At 72.6% G+C, this 15,644-nt stretch carries 15 protein-coding genes and 1 riboswitch; of the genes, 7 read left to right on the top strand and 8 right to left on the bottom strand.

From position 1 onward, the window contains the following. Nucleotides 1–83 precede the first annotated feature (83 nt). From ITJ69_RS05365 to ITJ69_RS05345, 5 genes are all read left to right on the top strand, one after another. Nucleotides 84–1,394: an ABC transporter substrate-binding protein gene (locus ITJ69_RS05365; protein WP_235036058.1), complete on the top strand. Its 1,311-nt coding sequence runs from the start codon at nucleotides 84–86 to the stop codon at nucleotides 1,392–1,394. Then, nucleotides 1,391–2,425: a carbohydrate ABC transporter permease gene (locus tag ITJ69_RS05360; protein ID WP_194672204.1), complete on the top strand. Its 1,035-nt coding sequence runs from the start codon at nucleotides 1,391–1,393 to the stop codon at nucleotides 2,423–2,425. Before ITJ69_RS05365 ends, ITJ69_RS05360 begins: the two co-directional genes overlap by 4 nt. Next, nucleotides 2,422–3,336 (top strand): carbohydrate ABC transporter permease, encoded by a 915-nt coding sequence (locus ITJ69_RS05355; RefSeq protein WP_123938594.1) that lies wholly within the window; start codon nucleotides 2,422–2,424, stop codon nucleotides 3,334–3,336. The genes ITJ69_RS05360 and ITJ69_RS05355 overlap by 4 nt, the downstream gene beginning before the upstream one ends. Nucleotides 3,337–3,431: 95 nt before the next feature. Further along, nucleotides 3,432–3,980: a TetR/AcrR family transcriptional regulator gene (locus tag ITJ69_RS05350; RefSeq protein WP_123292071.1), complete on the top strand. Its 549-nt coding sequence runs from the start codon at nucleotides 3,432–3,434 to the stop codon at nucleotides 3,978–3,980. A 66-nt stretch (nucleotides 3,981–4,046) separates the two neighbouring features. Next, nucleotides 4,047–4,217 carry a hypothetical protein gene (locus ITJ69_RS05345; protein WP_159574085.1) on the top strand — a complete coding sequence of 57 codons (171 nt, stop codon included), beginning with the start codon at nucleotides 4,047–4,049 and terminating at the stop codon, nucleotides 4,215–4,217. A gap of 80 nt (nucleotides 4,218–4,297) precedes the next feature. Here the strand turns inward: ITJ69_RS05345 and ribH are convergent, their stop codons facing one another. From ribH to ITJ69_RS05315, 6 genes are all read right to left on the bottom strand, one after another. Then, complete coding sequence (ribH, locus tag ITJ69_RS05340; RefSeq protein WP_123292070.1) at nucleotides 4,298–4,777, bottom strand: 6,7-dimethyl-8-ribityllumazine synthase; 480 nt, start codon at nucleotides 4,775–4,777, stop codon at nucleotides 4,298–4,300. Further along, on the bottom strand, nucleotides 4,774–5,454 hold the full coding sequence (gene ribB / locus ITJ69_RS05335; RefSeq protein WP_159574084.1) for a 3,4-dihydroxy-2-butanone-4-phosphate synthase: 681 nt from the start codon (nucleotides 5,452–5,454) through the stop codon (nucleotides 4,774–4,776). The genes ribH and ribB overlap by 4 nt, the downstream gene beginning before the upstream one ends. Continuing rightward, entirely contained in the window at nucleotides 5,454–6,143 is a 690-nt protein-coding gene (locus tag ITJ69_RS05330; RefSeq protein WP_159574083.1) for a riboflavin synthase, read from the bottom strand. The genes ribB and ITJ69_RS05330 overlap by 1 nt, the downstream gene beginning before the upstream one ends. 90 nt (nucleotides 6,144–6,233) lie before the next feature. Further along, a riboswitch (FMN riboswitch) is annotated at nucleotides 6,234–6,368 on the bottom strand. A gap of 167 nt (nucleotides 6,369–6,535) precedes the next feature. Beyond that, nucleotides 6,536–8,929, bottom strand: a complete 2,394-nt coding sequence (locus tag ITJ69_RS05325; protein ID WP_194672203.1) for a bifunctional lysylphosphatidylglycerol flippase/synthetase MprF — start codon at nucleotides 8,927–8,929, stop codon at nucleotides 6,536–6,538. Nucleotides 8,930–9,020: 91 nt separating this feature from the next. Further along, nucleotides 9,021–10,805, bottom strand: a complete 1,785-nt coding sequence (locus tag ITJ69_RS05320; protein ID WP_194672202.1) for a hypothetical protein — start codon at nucleotides 10,803–10,805, stop codon at nucleotides 9,021–9,023. A gap of 88 nt (nucleotides 10,806–10,893) precedes the next feature. After that, on the bottom strand, nucleotides 10,894–12,216 hold the full coding sequence (locus ITJ69_RS05315) for a hypothetical protein (protein WP_194672201.1): 1,323 nt from the start codon (nucleotides 12,214–12,216) through the stop codon (nucleotides 10,894–10,896). A gap of 111 nt (nucleotides 12,217–12,327) precedes the next feature. Here ITJ69_RS05315 and ITJ69_RS05310 point away from each other — a divergent pair, with 111 nt between their 5' ends. Beyond that, the gene (locus ITJ69_RS05310; protein ID WP_123292065.1) at nucleotides 12,328–12,759 is read left to right on the top strand and encodes a GNAT family N-acetyltransferase; all 432 of its coding nucleotides are present in this window, start codon (nucleotides 12,328–12,330) and stop codon (nucleotides 12,757–12,759) included. A gap of 40 nt (nucleotides 12,760–12,799) precedes the next feature. Here the strand turns inward: ITJ69_RS05310 and ITJ69_RS20900 are convergent, their stop codons facing one another. Beyond that, on the bottom strand, nucleotides 12,800–13,327 hold the full coding sequence (locus ITJ69_RS20900; RefSeq protein WP_123292064.1) for an Lrp/AsnC family transcriptional regulator: 528 nt from the start codon (nucleotides 13,325–13,327) through the stop codon (nucleotides 12,800–12,802). Between the two features lie 9 nt (nucleotides 13,328–13,336). Beyond that, a complete protein-coding gene (locus ITJ69_RS20695) occupies nucleotides 13,337–13,903 on the bottom strand; it encodes a TetR/AcrR family transcriptional regulator (protein WP_123338818.1) in 567 nt (188 codons plus the stop codon). 112 nt (nucleotides 13,904–14,015) lie between these two features. Here ITJ69_RS20695 and ITJ69_RS05295 point away from each other — a divergent pair, with 112 nt between their 5' ends. After that, nucleotides 14,016–15,491 (top strand): MFS transporter, encoded by a 1,476-nt coding sequence (locus ITJ69_RS05295; RefSeq protein ID WP_111084317.1) that lies wholly within the window; start codon nucleotides 14,016–14,018, stop codon nucleotides 15,489–15,491. Nucleotides 15,492–15,644 lie beyond the last annotated feature (153 nt).

Raw genomic sequence — 15,644 nt, 5'->3', positions numbered from 1 at the left:
TCGTGAGCGTTCACGGTCGAACGCTCCGGGGACCCGGTATCGCTGTTTCCAACCCGATCTCAACGACGAGAGCAGGTAGTTTCGTGACGTCATCTCCATCGATCAGTCTCAGCAGGCGGGGGTTCCTCGCCGGCGCAGGTGCCCTCGGAGCCCTCGCCACCACCGCCTTGTTGGCCGGGTGCTCCACGAGCACCGCCATCTCCAAGGACCCTGACGAACTCGTCCTCTGGTACTGGAACCGGTCGCTCGACCCGAAGTTCCTGCGGCAGGCCGCCGGGGGGATCGCCGGGCAGGGGTCCAAGCGGCTCCGCCCCGACCTGATCGGCGGCGCCTCGTACGACACCAAGTTCCGGACGGCACTCGCCGGGAACGCGTTCATCCCCGACGTCCTCATGGTCAACTCGAACTGCTGGCTGTACTTCCCCGACGAAGACCTGTTCACCGACTTCGACGACCACGGCGGCGCGGCGAAGCGGGACGAGTACTACGACTGGAAGAGCGCGCTCGGCCGGACGCCGAGCGGCCGGCAGTGCTTCTGGCCCGTCGACACCGGACCGACCGGCTTCTTCTACCGGCAGGACGTCCTGGCGAAGGCCGGGCTGCCGACCGACCCGGACGAGGTCTCCGACGCGATCGCGACGTGGGACGGGTTCCGCTCCTTCGGCGCGAAGATCCGGAAGGGTGCGGACGCCGCGACGGTCATCACCGCAAACCAGCTCTTCAACCAGTACATCTACGCCAGCCCCACGCGGTACTTCGACCGCGACGACCAGCCGGTCTTCGAGCAGGACGACAGCTCGGTGCGGCAGGCGTGGGAGAACGCCGTCGCCTGCGTCCGTTCCGGCCTCACCGGCAACCTGCAGTCCGGCACTGACCAGAACGCCGGGTGGGTGTCCGGCCGGGTCGCAGGACAGATCGAGGGAGCGTGGTGGACGCAGGTCATCCACGACACTGCTCCCGACGCCGCCGGTACGTGGCGGGTCGCCCGGCAACCGGATCGCCCGGGCAACAGCGGCGGGTCGTTCCTCGCCGTCCCGAAGACCTCGAAGGACCCGGCCGCGGCCGCCGCGTTCGCGCAGTGGATCACCTCGCCCGAGGTGCAGTCGCACACGTACAACGACATCCAGCTGTTCCCCTCCACCCCGGCGTCGTTCGACAACGGGATCATGCGGAAGCCCGGCGACTACTTCGGCGACCAGGACCCGCTGGCGTTCTTCAACGCCTCGGCGATGGACGTCCCGGTGACGTACATCTCCAACTCCGAACGGTTCATCGGTGCGTTCGCGACCGAGATCACGAACGTCGAGGCCGGGGGCAAGGACCCGGACCGCGCCTGGCAGGACGCCGTCGACCAGACCAACCGGGTCCTCGACAAGCGGGGGGTCCGCGCATGAGCACCAAGCAGGCACCACCGACCACGAGCATCCCCGCGGTCGTCGGGACCCCGACGTCCTCCATCACCACCGCAGCGACCGGCAAACGGCACGGGCTCCGCCGGTTCTGGCCGCAGTACGTCGCGATCGCGCCGTTCTACGTGCTCTTCCTGGTGTTCGGGCTGTTCCCGATCGTGTTCTCGATCGTGCTGTCGTTCACCGACTGGGACGGGGTCGGCTCCCCCGCGTTCGTCGGTCTGGCCCAGTACCAGTACCTGCTCGGCGACCCGCGGTTCTGGAACGCCGTCGGCAACACGTTCCTCATCTGGGTCATGTCGACGATCCCGATGCTGTTCCTCGCGCTCGTGCTCGCGTTCCTGCTGCACGGCAACATCCGGGCGAAGGGCTTCTACCGCGTCGCGTTCTTCGTGCCGAACGTCACGAGCATGGTCGCGATGGCGATCGTGTTCGGCTCGGTGTTCTCCGACGGCTTCGGCCTGGTGAACGCGGCACTGCGCGCACTCGGCGCGGACCCGGTCGGGTGGCTGTCGTCGTACTGGGGCATCAAGGTCACCATCTCGGTGATGGTGATCTGGCGCTGGACGGGCTACAACGCGATCATCTACCTGGCCGGACTGCAGTCCATCTCGACCGAGTTGTACGACGCCGCCAAGGTGGACGGCGCGAACGCGTGGCAGATCTTCTCGCGCATCACCGTGCCGCTGCTGCGCCCGGTGATCCTGTTCACCCTCATCACGTCGACGATCGGTGGGCTCGGGCTCTTCACGGAGCCGCAGATCCTGTTCAACGGACAAGCGGTGGGCGGCCCCGACGAGGCCGGCATGACGATCGTGCTCTACCAGTACGAGCAGGCGTTCAACCAGTTCGACTTCGGGTACGGCTCGGCGATCGCCTGGATGCTGTTCCTGTTCTCCGTGGTGTTCGCGATCATCAACTGGCGTCTGCTCAGTGAACGCGACGGCCTGAAGACCCCACGACGACTCCGCGTGGCCCGCACGGTCCGCACCAGCACGAAGGGGGTCGACGCATGACCGCGACACCGACCACGACGACGACCAACACCGCCGCGGCACTCGGGCGACCGGGGGCCGCGGGGAACGAACGCGGCCGCGGGTTCCGCCGCGGCTGGCTCGGGACCGCCGTCACGCACCTCTGCCTGATCATCGGGGTGCTGCTGTCGATCTTCCCGTTCTGGTGGCTCCTCGTGATGTCGACGTCGACGAACGCCGAGATCTTCGGCTACCCGCCGTCGCTCTGGTTCGGGGACAACGCCCTCGCGAACGTGGCGTCCGTGTTCAGCAACGTCGACATGCTGCGGGCACTCCTGAACACCGTGCTCGTGGCCGGCAGCACCGCCGTCCTGGTCATGCTGTTCGACTCGCTCGCCGCGTTCGCGTTCGCGAAGTACGAGTTCCCGTTCAAGCGCACGCTCTTCACCGTCATGCTCGCCACGTTCCTGGTGCCCGGCAGCCTGTCGCTGGTGCCGAGCTTCGTGCTCATGGCGAACCTCGGGTGGATCGGTGGCCTGCAGGCGCTCATCATCCCGGGGGCGGCGAACGCGTTCGGCATCTTCCTGCTCCGGCAGTTCGCCACCTCGTCGATCCCGAACGAGGTCATCGACTCGGCCCGGGTGGACGGAGCGGGGTTCTTCCGCACCTGGTGGTCGGTGGCGGTCCCGATGCTCCGCGGCGGGCTCGCGTTCCTCGGCATCTTCACGTTCATCACCGCCTGGAACGACTACGTCTGGCCGCTCATCGTCCTCATCGACCCGAAGGGACAGACCCTGCAGGTGGCCCTGGCCGGACTGAGCTCGGTGAACGCGACCGACCTCGGGGCGGTGATGGCCGGCGCCGTGATCAGCGTGTTCCCGCTCATCGGCGTGTTCATCATCGGCTCGCGCCACTTCATCGCCAACATCGCCGCCGGAGCGTTGAAGGGCTGACGGGTCGAGCGCCCCGACCGGCAGGGTGCAGGCGTCGCGGGACGGCCCGCGACGCCTGCACCTGCTCGTGCACAACTCCTCCTAGACTCGTGCCCATGGCCAGTGCCCGCGACCGCGTCCTCGACAGCTTCGTCGCCATCGTGTGCGAAGACGGCGAACGTCCCGCGACGCTCGACGCCGTCGCCGCCCGCGCCGGTGTCTCCAAGGGCGGGCTGCTGTACCACTTCGGCTCGAAGGCGGCCTTGGTCGAGGGGCTGTGCGAGCGACTCTCCGACCTGTCCGCCATCGACGTCGAGCGCATGGCCGAGGCCGAGGACGGCGCCGCCCGCTACTTCGTGCGCAACTGCCTTTTCGTCGGCAGCGAGCTCGACCTCGCGCTCCTCGCTGCGAGCCGCCTGCAGCAGGCCGGCTACGAAGAGGCCGGCCGGACCCTCGACGACACCGAGAACGCGTGGCTCGTGACCCTCGTCGACGCCCTCCACGACGAGCCCACCGCCCAGGCGGTCAAGCTCCTCGGCGACGGCCTGTACCACCAGGCCTCCCTCGGCGCGGCGAGCGACGGTCGACCGAAGCGGAGCACCGTCGACATGGAGGCCCTCCTCGCCGTCGTGGACCGTTTGATCGCGACGAAGCCCGGCGCGTGAACGACCATCCCCGTTCCTGGGGATAGACTTGGCGACGTTCCACTCGTCGACACCCGGAGGTATCCCGTGGGCCGCGTCATCGCCGCTGTTTTCTCGATCCTGCTGCTGCTGGTGTCGATGTACCTGTTCGGGTTCGCGTTCCAGGTCGACTCGGGCCAGGCGTTCATCTTCATGGGTGGCCTCATCCTGATGACCCTCTCCTTCTTCCTGCCGATCCACGTGTTCGGCAAGCGGTAACCTCCGCCGATGCAGAACGGCCCCGCACCTCTCGAGGTGCGGGGCCGTTCCGCGTGCGGGCGCCGTGTGAACCAGCCGCGCTAGGCGAGCACGCGCAGCGAGCGCAGCGTCACCGCGGTCGCGACGGCGGCGTGCACGGCCTCGGCGCCCTTGTCCTCCTTCGAGCCGGGCAGCCCGGCCCGGTCGATGCCCTGCTGCTCGTCGTCCAGGGTCAGCACGCCGAACCCGACGGGCTTGCCGGTGTCGATCGCCACGCGGGTGAGCCCACTCGTGGCGGCGTCGGACACGTACTCGAAGTGCGGGGTGCCGCCCCGGATGATCACGCCGAGCGCGACCGCGGCGTCGAACCCGGCCTCGAGGGCGGTCTTCGCGACGACGGGCAGCTCGAAGCTCCCCGGGACCGGGAACACCGACGCGGTGGCGCCGAGCCGTTCGACCTCGCGCTGCGCCCCGGCGAGGAGGCCCGCCGCGATCGTGTCGTGCCACTGCCCGGCGACGATGGCCACCCGGATCCCGGTGCCGTCGACGTGGTCGCGGTCCGCCGCGCCTGCTCCGCTCATCGTGCTGTTCCTTCCGTGGACAGGGCAGCTGCTGCCGTTGTCCGGTCTGCCGCGTCCAGCCACTCGACGAGCGCGGCGATGGTGATGACGGGCACGCCCTCGCGCGCCCCGAGTGCGACGAGCGCCGGCAGCCGCATCATGCTGCCGTCCTCGTCGACGATCTCGCAGATCGCCGCGGCGGGCCGGAGCCCGGCTGCGGTGACGAGCTCGATCGCGGCTTCGGTGTGTCCCGCACGTTCGCGGACCCCGCCCGGTCGTGCCCGCAGGGGGACGACGTGGCCGGGGCGGTGCAGGTCGTCGCGCACGGAGGTCCGGTCGGCGAGGACCCGCAGCGTGCGCGCTCGGTCGTGGGCGCTGATGCCCGTGGTGACCCCGACGGCTGCGTCGACCGTGACGGTGTACGCGGTGCCGCGGACGTCCTCGTTGTGCTGGACCATCGGCGGCAGGTCGAGGGCGTCGGCGATCTCGGCGCTCACGGGCGCGCAGATGAACCCCGACGAGTGCGCCACGGTCCAGGCGATCCACTCCGGCGTCGCGAGCTCGGCGGACAGGATGACGTCGCCCTCGTTCTCGCGGTCCTCGTCGTCGACGACGATCACCGGGCGGCCGGCCGCGACCGACGCGATCGCGGCCTCGATGCTCGACGAACCGAGCGTCTGCGGGGCCGAGGCGACCATCACCGGGCCTCCGATCCGACGGGCTCGAACGAGCCGACGGGCTCGAGCGAGCCCGCGGCGTCGACCGAGCCGACCGCGGCGTCGAGCCGCAGCATCCGGCGCACGTGCCGCGCGAGCACGTCGGTCTCGACGTTCACCCGGTCCCCCGGCACGCGCAGGCCGAGGGTCGTGGCCTCGAGCGTCTCCGGGATCAGGCTGACCTCGAACCAGGCGGCGTCCGGCGCGGTGTCCTCGGGCGAGACGGCACTGACGGTGAGCGAGACGCCGTCGAGCGCGATCGACCCCTTGTCGACGACGAGCGGGCTGAGCGCCGGCGCGAGCGAGAACCGCACCCGGCGCCAGCCGTCGCCGTCCGCGGTCTCGAGCACGGTGGCGGTGCCGTCGATGTGGCCCTGCACGATGTGGCCGCCGAGCCGGTCGCCGACCGACGCCGCGCGCTCGAGGTTCAGGCGGTCGCCCACCCGCAATGCTCCGTGCGCGCTCATGTCGAGCGTCTGCTTCATGACGAACGCGGTGAAGGAGTCGGGGGTCTGCTCGACCACGGTCAGGCAGACGCCGCTGGTGGCGATGGAGTCGCCGTGGCTGGCGTCCGCGACCACGATCGGCCCGCGGACGGTGAGCGCGACGGAGTCGCCGTGCTGCTCGACGGCGGTGACGGTGCCGAGTTCCTCGATGATGCCGGTGAACACTGGTGTCCTCTCAACGGGACTCCGGGGGCGTTCGACGATCGTCGGCATCGACGGACGGGTCGTCCCACGCAGGGTGGGTCGTCTCGTCCGCCAGCGCGCCTCCCATCCGGACTCTCACCGTCGGTCCCGGAGTTTCACCGAGTCAACCTCTGCCGGGTTCGCACCCGTCATCAGTTCGTGGACTGTCACCACCGGTTCGGAATTGCACCGACCCCGGAGCGCTTGCGTAGTCGGAACGATACCCCAGACCGGTGACCGACGCGTCGGGCCGGAGCGGGGCACGTAACGGGGCGACGCGGCGCACGGCCGGGAGGCCCGGGGCGGGCCCGCACCGCGCCTCCCGTCCGCCGCCCGGTCGCGTCCACCGCACCGGCCCCGTCGACCGTGCCGCCTCAGCCGCGTCCGCGCGCGAGCGCGACCGCCTGCCGCAGGGACAGGTCCGGCAGGTACGCCCGGACGACCGCGAGGCCGATCGACGGCAGCGCGACCGGGTCGGGGTAGGCGAGGACGAGCGGGTGCAGGTCGGGGCCGAACTTCTGCTTGAACCGGAGCAGCGACCGGAAGCCGTAGACCGGTTCGAGGACTCCCCCGACGAGCTCGAGCAGGCTCTGCACGCCGTCGCTCGGTGCAGCGTTCTCGCCCGCCTGCGCGAGCGGTGCCGCCGACAGGCTGAGTCGTTCGACGCCGTCGTCGCGCATCCGTTCGGCGGCGCTCGCGACGAGGAACTCCATCACGCCGTTCGGCGCGGCCTCGGTCCGGCGCATGACGTCGAGGGTCCAGCCGACGACCCGCCCCTCGCGGTGGCTCGGCAACCAGCTCGTCACGGCGAGCACCCGCCCGGTGGCGTCCTGCGCGACGAGCGTCCGGACGGCGGGGTCGCGCATCTCGTCCACCCCGCCGAGCGTGAAGCCCATCTCGGGGAGCTCCCGCTCGGAGACCCACTCCTCCGAGATCGCCTCGATCTGCCGTGCCGTCGACGGCGGCAGGTCTTGCCAGGACGACCAGGTGGCGGTGATGCCCTCGCGGCGGGCCCGGTTCACGGCGGTGCGGACGTCCTGCTTGCGCTTGCCCGTCGTCGTCCACGTGCGGGGGTCGAGGTCGGCGTCCTCGGCGACCGGCAACGTCGACCACCCCTGCGTCGTGAGCAGCTCGGCCGTCCCGGCGTCGATGCCGTAGAAGACCGTCGTCCACCCGTTGTCGTCGCAGTACCGGGCGAAGTCCGTCATCGCGGCGGCGCGGGCGTCCGGGTAGCCGAACGGGCCACCCACGGTGACGGCCACCCCACCGTTGCGCCGGAACGCCACCCCGGCGCGCCCGTCGGCCGCGAACCAGTAGGCGTTGCCGCGCCAGGTCGTCATCCACCCGAAGGTGTCGCCGCCGCCCGCGAGCACCAGCGCCCGGGCCCGTTCGCGGTCGGACCGGGAGCCGTCCGCGTCGGTGTCGGGTTCCACTGCGCCGGTGGGCCGGACCGCGGCGAGCGCGACGACGAACCAGAGCACGGGGCCGGCGAGTCCGATCACGATGCGCAGCGCCGTCCCGAGTGAGGGCAGTTGCTCCCAGAAGGTCAGCGGCGAGAGGGGGCCGAGGGCGGCGACGGCGAGCCGGAGCGGGTCCTCGACGTGCTCCGGGGCCGACGCCGCGAACACCGCGACGGTGCCGACCACGACGGCGACCGCCGCGACCACGGTCACCGCGAAGGCGACCACACGCCGCCGTGAGGGCAGCACCGTGAACGACCGGCGCCGGAGCACGAGGACGGCCGCGGTCGCGAGCGGCACCACGATCGACGCACCGACCGACAGCGCCGTGACGAACTCGTCGGCGGTGCCCTGCAGCCCACCGGCCCGCGCAGGCAGCACCCCGTAGGTCACCGCGGCCGCGACCGCCGTCACCACGTCGACCGCCACCACGAGCCAGACGGCGAACCGGCTGCCCCGGAAGAGCCCGAGGCCGCCCACCACGAGGACGAGCAGCGGCGCGATGGCGAGCAGCAGCGTCCACGGGTCGGTCGCGCGGTACGCGAGCAGCGCGCGGAGGCACTGCCCAGCGGCCCCGTCGGTGCCGCAGCCGCTCACGGGAGTGACCGGCCCGGTGCCGAGCACCGCGGCGATCGGCGCGAGCAGTCCGATCCGTGCGCGGGAGACGAGCGCCACCACGGGGCCGATCGCCGACACCAGCACGACCGTCCCGAGCAGGACCCGGGTCTCGCGGTGCGAGCTGCGCACCCATCCGCCGCGCTCCGGGGTGCGGCGGAGCGGCTCACCGAGCACCCATCCCGCAGCGGCGGCGAGCACCGCGTACAGGTCGGAGGCGTGCCCGGCGTAGAGCAGGAGCGCGGCCACGACGGCGAGTGCGTTCACCCGGATGCGCCGTCGCCAGAGCGGTCCGGCGAACGCGCTCGCGGTGACGATCGTGCCGACGATCGCGGTCCACGGGTCGAAGGCCGTCGCCCGACCGAGCAGCAGGCCGGTGAGGTCGCGGCCGTCCGTGTCGACGAACGCGGTGAGCGCGCCGGCCGCGGTGCCGACGACCGTGGTGACGACGAACGCCAGGGCGGTCCGCCACGACCCCATCAGCCGCTCGGCGGCACCGACGAGGACGACGACGCCGGCGATCGTGGTGAGCAACGCGACCGCGCCGGTGGACGCCGCGAAGATCCGGAAGGGCCCGTACGAGGCCGGGTCGGCACCGTGCAGCACCCGGACGACGATGCCGAAGACCGCGGTCGCGACCACGAGGAACGTGATGGCGGCCGTCACCGGATGCCGGACGAGGGCGGAGCGCACCCCCTCATGGTGGTGCCGGCCGGCCGTTCGGACAACTCCGGGCACGGTGACGAGGGGCGCCGGCGGTGCGACGCCCCTCGGTCACCTGCTGTCAGCGCGGCCCGTCGGTGCCGACCGCCGAGTGCCGGCGACGGAGCACGAGCGTGCCCGCCCCGGCGAGCAGCAGCAGGAGCGCGAACCCGACGGGGACGACCGGCGAGGTCGCTCCCGTGTAGGCGAGCGCGGTCGCGCCGTCACCGGCGGCGACCGTGTCGGCCACCGTGCGTGCGACGGCCGGGATCCCGCTGGTCGCGGCGGCCGTGGTGGTCACCACACCCGCTGTGGAGGCCCGGGTCGGCCCGTCCGCGCCGGTGGCACCGGCCGGGGTGGTCACGGTTCCGGGCACGGTGCCGTCGCCGGCGTCCGTCCCGTCACCGGGGGTCGTGCCCGGGTCCGTGCCGTCGCCCGGGGTCGTGCCCGGGTCGGTGCCGTCGCCCGGGGTCGTGCCCGGGTCGGTACCGGGGTCGGTACCGAGGTCGGTGCCCGGGTCCGTGCCGTCGCCGGGCGTCGTGCCGGTGCCCGGGGTGGTGGCGGTACCGTCACCGACGACGCCGATGCCGTTCCCACCGATGGTGATCGGCAGGCTGATCACCGGGACCACCTGGGTGCCGGAGAGCAGGCCACCGTCACCGGAGGTCGACCCTCCGGCGGACGGGGTCGTGCTGCTCGGGGTGGTGCCCGCCGGGGTCGCCCCGACGGTGCTGGTGCCGTCGCCGACGACGCCGATGCCGTTCCCGCCGATGGTGATCGGGACCGCGACCACCGGGGCCACCTGGGTGCCCGAGGCGGTGCCGTCCGCCCCGTCCGTCGTGCCACCGGCAGCCGGAGCCGGACCGGCAGCCGTGCCGGTGCCCGCGGCGGGCGTCGTGCCCGCCGAGGTGCCGCCACCGAGTAGCCCGATGCCGTTGCCGCCGATCGTGACCGGGACGTCGACCAGTCCGCCGACCTGCGTGCCGGAGAGCAGCCCGTCGTCGCCGGACGTGCTCGGCGTGGTCGTGGCCGGAGCGGCCGGTGCCGGCGTCGCCGCCGGGCCGGACCCCGCAGCGGTGCCGTCCCCGAGCACCCCGATGCCGTTGCCGGACACCGTCACCGGGACCGACACGACCGGGGCGACCTGGGTCCCCGAGGCCGCGCCGTCCTCACCCGAGGTGACCGGTGCCGGAGCAGCGGGCTCGGCCGGTGCTGCCGGGGTGGATGCCGCCGGGGTGGGCGGCGTCGTGGTCGACACCGCGTCACCGCCGACGGCGACCGCGTTGCCACCGACCGTGACGGGCACGGTCACGTCGCCGGCGACCTGGGTCCCCGAGCCGGTGCCGTCCGAACCGGACGTGGTCGGAGCAGCGGCGGCAGCCGGAACCGGAGCAGCCGGAGCAGGCGCAGCCGGAGCAGCCGGAGCAGGCGCAGCCGGAGCAGCCGGAGCAGGCGCAGCCGGAGCAGCAGCCGGGGCCGACACCGCGTCGCCACCGACGGCGACGGCGTTGCCACCGACGGAGACCGGGGCGGTCACAGCCGGCGCCACCTGGGTGCCGGAGGCCGTGCCGTCGGCGCCCGAGGTCGTCGGCGCGGGAGCTGGGGCCGGTGCAGGAGCGGCGGCTGGAGCTGCAGGAGCCGCGGGCGCCGCGGCGGGCGAGGTCACCGACGACACCGCGTCGCCGAGCACCCCGAGGGCGTTGCCGGTGAGGGACACCGGAGCGTCCACCGACGGAACCACCTGGGTTCCGGACACGGCGCCGTCCGCTCCGGAGGTCGTGGCAGCGTTCGCCGCTGCCGCCCCTCCGAGCGTGAGGCCGCCGACGAAGAGGGCGAACCAGAGCCCTCTCGAGACGTACTTGTTCATGGTCGTACTCCCTGATCGAGATCGTTGGCCGACCGCGGTCGCGGTCGGTGTGTGTGCGTGCCTGCCGTGCCGGACAGGCGCACCGATCTCAGTCAGGGGCGACGTCGTGCTCGCCGACGACCGATGCGGGGACCGCGTCGTCGGAGAGCGTGCCGCGAGACCCCGCGGCGAGGGAGACGATGTCGTCGGTCGAGCCGACGATGCCGACGGCTGCGACGCCGCCGGGAGTCGAGGTGGCACTGCCCCCGAGGACGCCCGCGCCGCCCTGGCGGTCGGACGGCGCTCGGTGGCCGTCGCCCGGCTCGGGGACGAGCAGGGCGACGCCGCCCAGCGTCGCGTCCTGCACGGCACCAGCGACGGGGCCGGCGAGCGGTCCGGTCACGAAGGTGGACGGGACGGCCAGACCGGGACGACGCTCGACGCTCGTTCCGAGAGCGGCATGATCGTCGGTCGACGCGACCGTGGGCGCGGACGGGGTCGTCGCCGGGGCGGCAGCCTGCGGCGGTCGCGCGGACGGGACAGCCGAACCGGGCACGCCGGACGGGGTGGTGCCGACGACGAGCGGAGGTGCGGGGACGTCGATGACGGGATCCGTGCCTCCTGGCAGGACGCCACCGACCGACGGGACAACGCCTGCGACGACGTCGGGGACCTGTCCGACGATCGTGCCGACACCGCCGAGGGTGTCGTCGACCAGGCCGGTGACCGGAGCGGTGACCGTGCCGAGGGTGTCGCCGCCGACGACGGGGCCGACCACCGGGACGCTGCCGACCACGTGGTCGAGCGTGTCGACGACCGTGGTCACGGGTCGCGCGTCGGTGACCGTCTGCACGGTCCCGGTGACGGGGCGCAGCGCCTTCGCGACGGTGTCGGTGACGGGCCGGGAGGCGGTGCCCACGTGCTCGACGACGCCCTGCACCGGGTGCGTGGCTGGCTCGGCCGCAGGGGCGGTCGTGGCCGGCACCGCGGGCGCGGTCGCCGGAGCGGCGGGGGTCGGAGCTGCGGGAGCCGGAGCTGCTGGGGCGGGGGCGACGGGAGCCGGCGCAGGCGCGGGCGCTGCCGGGGCTGCCGCGGGTGCCGGGGCCGGCTTCGGGGCTGCCGGCGCCGGAGCCGGAGCCGGCGCCGGCTTCGGAGCTGGCGCAACCGCTGCGCGGACGGGGTCCACGACGCCGCCGACGACCTGTCCGACACCGCCGGACACGTCGTGCACGGTCTCGCCGAGCCCGTCGACCACACCGCTGACGATCCCGCGCTGCTGCGTCTGGGCGGGCGGAGTGGACGCGGCCTCGGCAGCCGAGGCCGGACGGGCCCCGAACGCCAGGGACAGCAGCACGAGGGCAGCGAGGGTCCCGACGCCCAGCAGGGCGATCCGGAGCACCGCGAGCCAGGGTGCGCGCGACGTCGTGTCCATGCGCTCACCTCCTGAACTCGGCTGCGCACGTAGAGTGGTTGACCGGCAATGTACGCCGGTCCGTTCCGGAACGCACCCCGTTCTGGAAGAAATTCTCAGGAAAGGCCGTCCGTGGTCTCGATCTTCTCCGCCCCGACCCGCAACCTGGACATCGTCACGCTGCACGAGATCCTCCGCCTGCGACAGGACGTCTTCGTCGTCGAGCAGGGCGCCGCGTACGGCGACATCGACGGGCGTGACCTCGAGCCCGGCACCGTGCAGTTCTGGGCGGGCCAGGGCTCGGTGGACGCCACGCTCCGGCTCCTGCGCGAACCCGACGGCACCGAGCGCATCGGCCGGGTCGTCACGGCGGCGCACGCCCGCGGGCAGGGCCTGTCCGGGCGGCTGATCGAGGCCGCGATCGCCGAGTCCCGCTCCGCGAGCATCGCCCTCGGCGCCCAGTCGCACCTCGAGCAGTGGTACGCCCGCTTCGGGTTCGTGCGCTCCGGGGACGAGTACCTCGAGGACCGGATCCCGCACGTCCCGATGACCCGGCAGCGCTGACCGGACCGGCTCGTCAGGCGCGTCTGACTGAGGGCGCGCGTCAGGCGCGCCAGCGGCGGAGCTCGTCGAACGAGCGACCCTGCGTGGACCGGTCGGCGACGAGCCGCTCGAACACGATGTTCGTCTGGGTCGTCGCCACCGACGGGTCGCCGCTGAGCTCGTCGGCGACGAAGTCCCGCAGCTGCTCGGTCGACTCGCACGCGATGTGCACGAGGAAGTCCTTGTCGCCGGCCAGGAACGAGACGTCCTGCACGACGGGCACCCGGAGCAGTCGCTTCGCGAAGTCCCGGAGTTCGTGGCGGGCCGCGGCGTGGACCCGGACGGAGACCATCGCCTCGATCGAGAAGCCGAGGCGCGCGATGTCGACCTCGGCCCGGTAGCCGCGGATCACCCCGGCGTCCTCGAGGGCCCGGACCCGGGTCAGGCACGTCGACGGCGCGATGCCCACCGCGGCGGCGAGCCGGTTGTTCGGGATCCGGGCGTCGCCGGCCAGGGTCCAGAGGATGCGCTCGTCGACCTCGTCGAGGCGCGGGGCGGGGTCGGGACGGCGGGCTGGTCGGTCGGACACGGCTCGACGCTACCGCGACGGTGCGAGCAGGGCGCGGAGCGCGTCGTCGAGTGCCCCGGCCACGACGTCGTCGTCGGCCGACGCGAGCGGCTCCACCGCGGTGGACCGCCGGAGCATCGTCATCCCGAGCACCACCGACAGCGCGATCTCGGCCCGGACGAGCAGTTCCTCGGTGACCTCGCCGCCGACGGCCGTGGCGAGCCGTTCCGCGTACCGGCGGAGGGTCTCGCGGCGGATGGCGTCGGCACCGTCGTCGCCGGAGGACCGGAGCAGCAGCATGAGCTGGAGGGAGTCGTCGTCGGTCGGCGCGCGGACCACGTGTGACACCAGGCCGGCCAGCGCGCGCTCGAGGCCGCGCTCGACGGGCTGCTCGACCCCGAGGTCCTGCACCACCCGGTCGAGGCAGGCACGGAACAGCCCCTCCTTCGAACCGAAGTAGCGGTTGATCAGCGCGACGTTGACCCCGGCGTCGGCGGCGATGTCGCGCACCGTCGTCGCCTTGTACCCGTCGAACGCGAACCGGTGCCGCGCCGCCCGCACGAGCAGCAGTCGGGTGGCGGCGGCGTCCTTGCTCATGGTCGAAGCGTACCGGCCCGACCCGGGATGTAAGCAAGTGTTGACATCGCGTGAGAACTGCGTACCCTCGTCAAGTCAGCAATTGTTTACATCACCCGAGACACGGAGCACGATGACCGACACCATGCAGAGCCCCCGCACGGGCTCGCACCCCACCACCGCCGGACACCGGCCGAACAGCACGGCGATCATCGTCTACCTGTCCCTCGGCGGTCTGTCGTTCGCGGTCCTGCAGTCGCTCGTCGCCCCGGCGCTGTCGACCATCGGACAGGACCTCGGCGCCTCGACGAGCGCGACGAGCTGGGTGCTCACCGCCTACCTGCTCTCCGCGTCGGTGCTCACGCCGATCCTCGGCCGCCTCGGCGACATGATCGGCAAGCGCAAGGTCCTGATCGTCGTGCTGTCGATCCTGCTCGTCGGTGCCGTGCTCGCCGCGCTGGCACCGAACCTCGGCGTCCTCATCGTCGGCCGTGCGCTGCAGGGCGCCGCCGGCGCGGTGATGCCGCTGTCGATCGGCATCGTCCGCGACGAGCTGCCGAAGGAGAAGGTCAGCGTCACGATCGGTCTGCTCTCCGCGATCTTCGGCATCGGCGCCGGCGTCGGCATCGTCGCCGCCGGACCGATCGTCGAGCACCTGTCGTGGCACTGGCTGTTCTGGCTGCCCGCCGTGCTCGTCGTCATCGCCCTGCTCGGCGCGATCTTCGGCATGCCGGAGTCACCGGTCCGCAAGCCCGGCCGCCTCGACATGGTCGGCACGTTCGTCCTCGCCGTCTCGCTCGTGTCGATCCTGCTGGCCGTCAGCGAGGGCGAGACCTGGGGCTGGGGTGACGGCAAGACCATCGGCCTGCTGGTCCTCGGCGCCGTGGCACTGGTCGCGTTCGTCCTGGTCGAGCTCCGCGTCGCCGAACCGCTCATCGACGTCCGCCTGTTCGCCGTCCGCGGCGTCTGGACCGCCCACGTCGTCGCGCTCGTCTTCGGGTTCGCGATGTTCGGAACCTTCGTGCTCGTGCCCACCCTGCTGCAGCTGCCGAGCGCCCTCGGCTACGGCTTCGGCAAGGACGTCACCCAGGCCGGTCTCTTCCTGCTGCCGACCGTCCTGATGATGATCGTCGCCGGGCCGATCGCCGGCATCCTCGTCCGCAAGGTCGGTCCGAAGCCGCCCATGCTGCTCGGCGGGATCGCCATCGTCGCGGCGTTCCTGCTGCCCGCGATCGCGCACGGCGAGCTCTGGCAGGTCGTCGTCTCCGGCATCCTGACCGGCATCGGCATCGGCCTGGCCCTCGCCGCGTGCTCGAACGCCATCATCGAGAGCGTCCCCGCGAACCAGACCGGCGAGGCCATCAGCGCCAACACCGTCGTCCGCACGATCGGCTCGAGCGTCGGCACCGCGGTCATCGCGGCGCTCATCACCTCGCACAGCACCCCGCAGGGTCTGCCGACGGACGACGCCTTCACCATCGGGTTCTGGGCGTGCACCGGCGTGGCGGTCCTCGCCGTGCTCGCCGCGCTCGCGGCGCCGTCGATGCGCGCGCGCCGCGCAGCGGCGGCGGCCCGTGGCATCGACGACCTCGAGGAGATCGCCGAGTAGGGCTCTCGGCCCGACCACCCCGGGAGGCCCGTCCTGCGTCGTCGACGCGGGGCGGGCCTCCCGGCGGTCGCGCCCACCGCTACCGGCGGCTCCGCAAGCTGAGAAGCGACCGAGCGCGCCGCCGCCGACGTGACGATCATCGGACCGGACGCG

The sequence above is a fragment of the Curtobacterium sp. VKM Ac-2887 genome (assembly GCF_015350935.1).
In the GTDB taxonomy this organism is placed as follows: domain Bacteria; phylum Actinomycetota; class Actinomycetes; order Actinomycetales; family Microbacteriaceae; genus Curtobacterium.
The sequence above is the reverse complement of the archived record's forward strand: the minus strand, read 5'-3'. Positions and strand labels throughout refer to the sequence as shown.

Coding starts and splice junctions, on each gene's coding strand:
- ITJ69_RS05355 (WP_123938594.1), top strand. CDS start 2,422: ATGACCGCGACACCGACCACGACGACGACCAACACCGCCGCGGCACTC.
- ITJ69_RS05360 (WP_194672204.1), top strand. CDS start 1,391: ATGAGCACCAAGCAGGCACCACCGACCACGAGCATCCCCGCGGTCGTC.
- ITJ69_RS05295 (WP_111084317.1), top strand. CDS start 14,016: ATGACCGACACCATGCAGAGCCCCCGCACGGGCTCGCACCCCACCACC.
- ITJ69_RS20695 (WP_123338818.1), bottom strand. CDS start 13,903: ATGAGCAAGGACGCCGCCGCCACCCGACTGCTGCTCGTGCGGGCGGCG.
- ITJ69_RS05350 (WP_123292071.1), top strand. CDS start 3,432: ATGGCCAGTGCCCGCGACCGCGTCCTCGACAGCTTCGTCGCCATCGTG.
- ribH (WP_123292070.1), bottom strand. CDS start 4,777: ATGAGCGGAGCAGGCGCGGCGGACCGCGACCACGTCGACGGCACCGGG.
- ITJ69_RS05320 (WP_194672202.1), bottom strand. CDS start 10,805: ATGAACAAGTACGTCTCGAGAGGGCTCTGGTTCGCCCTCTTCGTCGGC.
- ITJ69_RS05315 (WP_194672201.1), bottom strand. CDS start 12,216: ATGGACACGACGTCGCGCGCACCCTGGCTCGCGGTGCTCCGGATCGCC.
- ribB (WP_159574084.1), bottom strand. CDS start 5,454: ATGGTCGCCTCGGCCCCGCAGACGCTCGGTTCGTCGAGCATCGAGGCC.